Source organism: Edaphobacter sp., assembly GCF_035532915.1.
Lineage (GTDB): Bacteria > Acidobacteriota > Terriglobia > Terriglobales > Acidobacteriaceae > Edaphobacter.
Map to the genome: position 1 here is coordinate 1 of NZ_DATKQC010000228.1, position 6,293 is coordinate 6,293.

The 6,293-nt window shown below is 54.4% G+C and carries 2 protein-coding genes and 1 pseudogene; 1 reads left to right on the plus strand and 2 read right to left on the minus strand.

Features of this window, described 5'->3' with window-relative positions:
* Positions 1–1,952 (plus strand): annotated as a pseudogene (locus tag VMU57_RS11100) (restriction endonuclease subunit R); the annotation flags it as partial.
* A 73-nt stretch (positions 1,953–2,025) separates the two neighbouring features.
* Here the strand turns inward: VMU57_RS11100 and VMU57_RS11105 are convergent.
* Complete coding sequence (locus VMU57_RS11105) at positions 2,026–3,783, minus strand: UvrD-helicase domain-containing protein (protein WP_325383358.1); 1,758 nt, start codon at positions 3,781–3,783, stop codon at positions 2,026–2,028.
* Entirely contained in the window at positions 3,780–5,582 is a 1,803-nt protein-coding gene (locus VMU57_RS11110) for an ATP-dependent nuclease (protein ID WP_325383359.1), read from the minus strand. Before VMU57_RS11110 ends, VMU57_RS11105 begins: the two co-directional genes overlap by 4 nt.
* Positions 5,583–6,293 lie beyond the last annotated feature (711 nt).

A 6,293-nucleotide genomic window follows, 5' to 3' on the forward strand; every position in this document is an offset into this window, starting at 1 on the left:
TGGTTACTGTGAAGGATAGAAGTAATCTCTTTCACGAATCGAATGAACGCGCCGCCTATAAGGACGGCTTCGTCGTTCGAGAGATCAGCGTCAGACCCGGCGAAGAGTTCATCGAGTTTGTGAATGGGATGCGGCTCAGCATCGGACAGCAGCATGGAGGCGTCCGCGATGACGTGCAAGCTGCGCAGATTCGTCGCACGGTGAAACATCATCTTGAGAAAGAGCTTACAGTCCAGAACCTCGGAGTGAAGGTGCTCAGTCTCTTTTTCATCGACCGTGTTGCGAACTACCGCGAGTACGAAGCTGATGGCCCCAAACCCGGTCGCTTTGCTGCTGTTGTTGAAGATGCCTTGCGCGAGTTCGCAAAAGACAGCCGCTACGCTTCGCTTGAATGGCTGAAGCTACCAGCAGACAAATTGCATGACGGTTACTTCGCCAAGGACAAGAAGAGCGGCGCTATAAAGGACGCCAGCGGATCCACGGCAGATGACTCAACTGCATACGAACTCATCATGCAGAAAAAGGAAGAACTGCTTTCGCTGGCTACACCGCTGCGCTTCATCTTCAGCCACTCAGCTTTGAGAGAAGGCTGGGATAATCCGAACGTCTTCCAGATATGCACGTTGAACGAGCGGCACAGCACGATGACCAAGCGGCAAGAGATTGGCCGTGGTCTGCGCCTGCCCGTGAATCAGGAAGGCATTCGTGTTCGCGACGACTCTGTGAACCGACTTTACGTAGTCGCAAACGAGAGTTATGACGAGTTCGCCCGTGGCTTGCAAGCGAACTATGCGGAGGACGGCGTTCATTTTGGCCGGGTCTCCAAGCGGGCGTTCGCGCGGCTCATGCAGGGAGATGGCGATGAGGCGAAGCCGATGGGAATGGCTGGCTCACAAGCATTGTGGAAGAAGTTGCAGGAGCAAGGGATTCTATCGGAACAAGGCGACCTTCGCCCAGGCGTTGAGGTCTACGATCCGAAGTTTGAATTGCACCTACCGCAGGAGTTCGCGGAGGTAAGTAATGCAGTTATAGACCTACTGCGTTCGCATCGCATCGAGCGCCATGTGCAAGACAATAAGAAAGTCGAGAGGAACCCGCGACGCCAGGAACAGATCGACAGTCCTGAGTTCAAGGAACTGTGGAGCCGTATATCCGCTCGGACTCGATATCGCGTGGAGTTTGAGACAGACGAACTCGTTCGCAAGGCCGTGGAAGCCATGAAGCGGTTGCCAGAGATTCGGCCAGTCGAAGTACGCTTTACGACCGCTGCGACGACGTTGCAGAAGGCGGGGGTTGCAGCAACACCCGAATCGCAAAGCCATCAAGAACTTCGCTACAAGGGGCCATTACCCGACCTACTTGCGTATCTCCAGGCTCAAACAGATTTGACCCGTTCGACGCTCCAACGAGTGTTGAAGGCCAGTGGGCGGCTTGAGGAGTTTCTCATCAATCCGCAAGAATTCATGGATGCTACGGTTAGTGCCCTTCGCACCGCGATGCTTGAGCTGCTCATCGACGGTATTCAGTATGAGCGGATTCCTGACACAGAACCTGAGCATGTCTGGCAACAGGAGCAGATATTTGAGGCTTTGACCAACGTGGACATTCTCGCAGCGGTGAAGGTGAAAAACTCTATCTACGAGTGGGTTCCCGTGGACTCGAAGGTCGAACAGGCGTTCGCTCAAGGTCTTGACCAGCGTCACCTTACCTTCAAACTGTTTGTGAAGCTCCCGCGCAGCTTCACAGTGCGAACCCCCGTGGGTGAGTATCAGCCTGATTGGGCCATTGTGAAACAGGACGACGAGATGATCTACCTCATCAGAGAGACTAAGGGCAATCGAAACTACCAAAAAATGCGCACGTCGGAGGCTTACAAAGCGCGCTGCGGACACAAGCACTTCAGCGCGTTGGGTGTATCGTTCGACGTTGTGGAGAAAGTGGAGCAGGTTTAGACCAACATTTACGAACCGTTAAGATGCAAAAACAGACGATGACAAGTCGCAGCGCTAGCTAGAAACCATTGTTTTAACTTTCGAATGCTGAACGAAGATCGTGTGGACTCATAATCGGGCACTCAGGCCACACCTGCTGCACCATCATCGTATGCGCTTTCGCACGGGTTACGGCCACCATGAGTATCTTTCGACTACGCCTGTATGGCGGCACATCCCCTCGCCATACAAAATTAGATACGAACTGCTGCCCATTGTGCATCTGGCGCCTCAAAACGACCACACCATCGAACTGCTTGCCCTTAGCCTTGTGGATCGTCATCACTTGAATCCCGTCGGGATCGTCGATCCCATCAAGGATGAGGTCTTGAACAAGCGCAGCATCAAGTGCTTCACGGGCACGCGCGTATGTCTCGGTCATCTCCCAAGCGGCGCTCAGGCTTGCGCTGATTCGCTTGCCGCGATTGAAGGCAACGAGGTAGTCCAAGTGCCGCGCTACAGCAATTAGTATTGGTTCACCAGACGCTCGCAATGTTTTCTTTACGAATATCCAATCTTTTGCAGGATCACCCGTGAAGGCATCCGTCTTTAGGGTCGTTAATGTTGCGCGTATCGCATTGACCTGCCCGGCATTGCTAATCTTTCCGGCCTTACACTTGGCGGCCCAGCCGAGCAACTGATTTGCTGCTGTCTTTGCACCTACGGCCTTCTTGAGATCGCAGAGCAGCATTAGCGCTTCACCGACTTGAGCTGCTTCGTTAGAAGCTTCGCGCGGCTCCAGCAGGAATGCAGCGAAACGTGCTGCTAGACGCGCTTCATCTTCATCGAACATCAGCTTGTGAGGAACGGGCTTCTTTCCCGAATTCAAGCTCGCAGATACTTTAGCTGCCTCGGTTCCATAAGGGACGAGCACTGCAATCGTCTTCGGCCACCTTTGTGTCTCCCTCCTTATGACTCGTTTCAGACAGCCCAGTGCCCTCCGCAAGGTCACTCCTAAATCTGCGTTCTGATTGAACGGAAGCGAAGACACGCCTTTGTAGCCACCTTTGCGTACACGACTAGCAAGGATGTCCTGGCCGAACTCTGCGATTTGAGACCCCGGACTGCGCAGGTTCTCCGAGCCAAGATTCACCTCGGTTGGCGTGAGCGCGGCTTTGATTGCGTCGATACGATCAGGGCCAATTCCCGGCAAATGGTCGAATATCTGTTGCTCCAGATCGGCAAGACAAATGACCTGCGTGGAGCCTGCCAGTATTTCAATGCAGTGCCACGCATCTGGCCCGGTGTCCTGCGCTTCATCCACGATAATAAGCGGAAACCTCTCCGCGATAAGTCTGCGAATCCAGTCGCTCCTATGCAACAACTCCGCTGCCTTGGGTGCGAATAAATCGAATGCGATGCGCCCTTCGCTGATGAACAGCCGCTCTCGCTCGCGCAGCCAGAGCGCCCACTCCTTCGGCTGTTTTTCTTCTCTGATACCTCCATTCAGTGCTCGTTCGTCTTGGGGCATCAGAATGCACATCTTGCTCGGTGCTCCGAGAAGATAGGCGTGCGTTGTCAGAATATCCCAGAAGAACGAGTGAAAGGTCTGGACATTGAGGAGTGCCCGATCTTTCCTCCGAAGTTGTAGGCGAGACGCTTGCACGATCCGTGCGACCGCAGCGCGAGAGAAACTCAGGAACAAGACAGCCTGACCCGGCAGCACGCCCGCCTCAATCCGCACGAGCGCTTTTTTCAATGCAATCGTCGTTTTCCCGCTGCCCGGCCCACCAAGAACCATTACGTGGCCCGCGCAATTCAGCAATTTCTGCCGTTCTGCGCAGATCTTCATGGCGTTTGTCCTGGGACACTAGCGGCGGGCGGGGGCGACTTTGGAGCCGGATAGAGGACGTAAATCTGTTTCAGGAAATCGACTGCCGTCTTCGGCAGTTCCGTTGGCTGACACTGTTCCAGAAGCCGCGCCGACCATCCCGCACCCTTTGAGGACGAAAGCACAGTTGTGACGAGTTTTCGTACAGTCACGTCATCTGCCGGCAACGTGGCGGGAATTTTGTGGTGGCTGGCATCAGCACCCGAATCCAAAAGCTCTTGCAAGAACGAACGAAGTCGCGTCACCGGTATCTCGGCGGCCAGCAGTCCTTCAAATCCTTTGTACGGATGCTCCCCGTCGATATCCAGTACCGCCGTAAACTTCGCTTTTTCGTCTGCCGAGCGCTGCTTATAGTCATAGAAGCCAAAGGTCTTCAATCCGAGCGCCTGAAAGAACTTGCCGAACTTTGGAATGGTTCCATCACTCTCGGCATCGAAAACCGATACGCCGGCAATATCTAGCGGGTTGAGCGTGGCATCCTGTGCTTCCAGGCAACGGGCCAGCACCGGAAGCGCGTGGAACTCCGTCAGTCCCTCAACAACAATCACGCCCCTGCCCAACATGCACTCGGATAGTCCCCGTCGCGCATATCTCTTATAATCGTTTTCCTTCAACCCGGTCGCATCAGCAACGCATATCGCATTCACAGCTCCAGGCCCTGACCTTGTTAATAAGAACGTGTTCTGCGGCGTGAACCGTTCAATGACATAGGGTGAATGCGAGGTTACGAACGCCTGCTTAGTGTTGAACAATAGATAATCCGCGATGCGCCGCTGGGTGTGCGGTGGCACCGCGATCTCTGGCTCTTCCATCGCAAAGATGACAGAATCGGGTTTAAGTTCCGCGATGAAGGACAAGAGAGCCAGGACGAGCGTGTTTAATGTGCCAGTTCCCGCTTGCTGAAACGGCACAGGTTCTTGATCTTCGCGCATCGCAAGGAAGAAAGCCATCGTCTTCCGAAGATGCTCTCGCGTAAGCTGCGAAACATAAAGCTTCGTCTTTCTCCCCAGCTTGCTTGCGGAAACATAGCTGGATAGTCTTTCCTCAATTGCTGTGAGGACAGGCTCAAGTTCCGCAGCGTTCTTCTCAATATCGAGCCCTCGTAATTGCTCAATCGTCTGCTCCCAAAGTCCGGTCCGCACTTTCTGCAAGCGAAGTAACACATCGAGGAGAGATCCTCGCTCCAGACTCAGCGCGCGAGAACCAGTTCGCAGCGCACGCAGATAGAGGAAACCGAACATCCGCTTGATGTCACGCCGGACTATATCCTTTTCTCCCTCCGACGCGGCGGGGCTGTGGGTATAAAGCGTTTCGGCTGTGAATTCGTCCTCTTCCGGGTCATATCGGCCCACGGTCTCTAACCGGAGACACGGAATTGAAGTGCCTGTGTTTGCGGTAGCGGCTTCTCCATGTTTAAGTAGTCGCTTTTCCACGGTATGCCAGAATTCGATGTGACTGGCACATCGTTTCTGTACCTCCGCACTTAGCTCCGTAAGAATGACCTCGACGCGCAGCGTGATCGAGGTTGGTTCTTCTCCTTCCTTCTCGGCTAGCTTGAGATACTTGCCGTTGTAGAAGTCATACTCTTCGATTGGCGGTAAGCGGTTTAGTCGATCGGGTCCCAGCACCAGGTCAAGTGCCTCGCAGATCGTGCTCTTGCCAATGTTATTGACACCGACGAGCAGCGCATGTCCATCAAACGCTAGCTCGGCAGATTGAATACCACGAAAATTCTCAATTTTGAGCAGGACAACCTTCAATGTCTGACTCCTCTACTTACCCGAACACACCCATAATACGAGTCTTCTCATGGATTTGGGAGGAAGGTTTCTTGCTGGCCCCCGGTCGCGTCCTTCGCCACCAAGCAGCGGGGTATGTTCCTTGCCCGCAACGCCGCCGCCAACATTTCTTGCTCCACGCTGAATTGCCATGAGGCAATTGACGTTTCCTTCGCGGCTATCGTCGTCGGCGCAGGCGTTTAGTCAGGAAGTCCTGCCAATAGGCATATCTGCACGATTCTCTTTCATCTCAAATCACAACCACAAAAAGAAAACCCCTCGGTAAGCGCTGCGCGCGTCTTTTTTCCACTTCGTGCCGCTATGGTGGACGGCCCAGCGCACAGTACGCGCTAAACGGGCCTTCCTGCGCCTGTTCGGGCCAGCGCCGTCTGCGCGCCAAACGATGGTGCGTGTTTGGCACTTGCCGCGCCCACCCTCCAGCCTCCCCCCTTCGCTGCCCTCGTTCTGCCTTGGTGTCCGTTTGTCCGGGTTTGTCCGCTGCGCTCTGTGAAGGACAAACCACTCCCAAACGGGACACCAAGGAGAAAAACAATGTTATCAACCAACATCAACCGCAGCAGCAACAGCACGCCGCGCAATGAAAACGCGACGCAGAAACTCATCCGCGAAAATGTGGACTTCCTCATCCAGCAGCTTGAGGCGGGACGCAGTGACGCACTCACGGCCTATCTC

What these genes read in the sequence shown, in the direction of transcription:
- VMU57_RS11105 (WP_325383358.1), bottom strand. Translation starts at nt 3,783, where the DNA reads ATGAAGATCTGCGCAGAACGGCAGAAATTGCTGAATTGCGCGGGCCAC.